The sequence below is a fragment of the Mesorhizobium sp. M1A.F.Ca.IN.022.07.1.1 genome, from assembly GCF_003997575.1.
Taxonomy (GTDB): Bacteria; Pseudomonadota; Alphaproteobacteria; order Rhizobiales; family Rhizobiaceae; genus Mesorhizobium.
Genome location: NZ_RZST01000591.1, coordinates 1 through 1,721 on the forward strand (window position 1 = coordinate 1; position 1,721 = coordinate 1,721).

At 63.7% G+C, this 1,721-nt stretch carries 2 protein-coding genes and 2 tRNA genes; 3 read left to right on the forward strand and 1 reads right to left on the reverse strand.

The features are described from left to right. A partial coding sequence (locus EOA75_RS32505; protein ID WP_206517106.1) for an AEC family transporter occupies positions 1 to 310 on the reverse strand: 310 nt, incomplete at its 3' end. A gap of 163 nt (positions 311 to 473) precedes the next feature. On the opposite strand from EOA75_RS32505, the gene EOA75_RS32510 reads away from it, so the two are divergent. The 3 genes from EOA75_RS32510 (at position 474) to EOA75_RS32520 (ending at position 1,386) form a co-directional block, all read left to right on the forward strand. Beyond that, a complete protein-coding gene (locus EOA75_RS32510; protein ID WP_066999807.1) occupies positions 474 to 1,022 on the forward strand; it encodes a histidine phosphatase family protein in 549 nt (182 codons plus the stop codon). A 221-nt stretch (positions 1,023 to 1,243) separates the two neighbouring features. Next, positions 1,244 to 1,317 (forward strand) — tRNA-OTHER (locus tag EOA75_RS32515). Next, positions 1,318 to 1,386, forward strand: a tRNA-Met gene (locus tag EOA75_RS32520). Positions 1,387 to 1,721 lie beyond the last annotated feature (335 nt).

Sequence of the window (1,721 nt, forward strand, 5' to 3'; positions counted from 1 at the left end):
AGGCCGAGGACACGCCGCCGACGACGCCGGCGCGGGCATCGCGGCCGAAGAGCCGCGTCATGACCAAGTGCCCGGCGGACCAGGTGACGGCAACCGCCGCAAAATAGGCGCTCCACAGCGACCATGGCGCCACGCCATGGAAATCGGAGTTCACCATCGTCTGGAACAAGAGCAGCGGCATAGCCACGTTGACGGCGAATTCGGATATGCCCTCACCACTTGCCGGCTTCAGATAGCCGGTAAGGCCGGCGAGATAGCCGAGCGCAACGAGACTGAAGACGAACAGGACGGTTTCGGTGAGCGGCGTCATTGTTCGGGCGGAGACATCTTTACCGTGATAGGCAAGCCTCGAGCGCCGTGCAATCGGCCGTTCTCCGGCCGACCGTTGGTCCTCTGCTTGTTTTTCAGCCGGCTTTGCGGTCCCTATATGCCGAAGATGGCCCCGGCCTCTCCGGCCGCCATAAGGACTTCACATGCTGCGACTTGCCCTGGCGCTTTTCCTGCTTGCCGTTCCCACCCTCGCCCACGCAACCGACGCCGGCTGGGCGCTGCTGCGCGATGGCGGCCATATCGTCCTGCTTAGGCATGCCTTCGTCACCGGGACCACCGATCCGGCGAATTTCGACATCGGCAATTGCGCCACCCAGCTCAACCTGTCCGAGCGCGGCAAGCAGCAGTCAAGCCGCATCGGGGCGCTGTTTGCGGCGCGCGCGGCGCCCATCGAGCGTGTGCTCTCCAGCCGCTACTGCCGCTGCCTTGATACCGCCCGCATCGCTTTCGAGGCCGAACCGAAACCATTTGCGCCGCTCGACTTGCTCAAGACCGATTCGGCTGAGAAGGCCGCTCAGATGGAGGCGGTGATGAAGGAGATCCGGGGCTATTCCGGCTCTGACAATCTGGTGCTGGTCACGCATCTGGAAAACATCCAGGCGCTCACCGGCGTCTCGCCGCGCGAGGGCGAGGCCGTGGTCGTGGCGCCTAATGGAGACGGCCTCAAAGTGCTCGGCCGCGTCACCTTCTGACGGCATAGGTCTGCCCAGCTCAGCACTGTGTCCGAAATGCCACAGCCGCAAGAAGCCGCAAGCCCCCGCGATAATGCCGCTTGCGACAAGCCGTCGCAGGGTCTATAGGCGCGCTCCCGGTCACGAAAACCGAAGCGAGCACAACGGTTGGAGCTTTCGTCTCCGCCCGCGCAGCCAGCTTTGCCGCGCTGTGTACGGCGCCGTTTCGGAGTGTTGGGATCGCCGATGTAGCTCAGAGGAAGAGCGCCGGATTTGGGTCCGGAGGTCAGGGGTTCGAGTCCCTTCATCAGCACCACGGATAGCTCAGTTTGGTTAGAGCGTCAGACTCATAATCTGATTGTCGAAGGTTCGATTCCTTCTCCAACGGCCTGTTAAGCCGACACCTCCGGGTGGTGTTATCCAAAACGGTCCGGGGACCGGAATGCAGAAGACCTGACGTACGGCTAAGCCTTCGGCCGAGGCCGTATCGAACGGTCCGATGCCATCGGGTCGCGGCCAGGCTCGCGGTGACGATCAAGGCGCGGCAATGCCGGCAAAGGAGCCTTCGGGCGCCGGCGCCCGCCTTGCCGCCCCGCGATCCGCTCCCGAAGGCCCGCCGCCTGGCGATGCCACCGGTCTCCGGATCATTCGTGCCGGGAAACGAAACGAGAAACGAAAGGACGATCGACGCATGACGTGACGCCTCACATGGGGCCATGC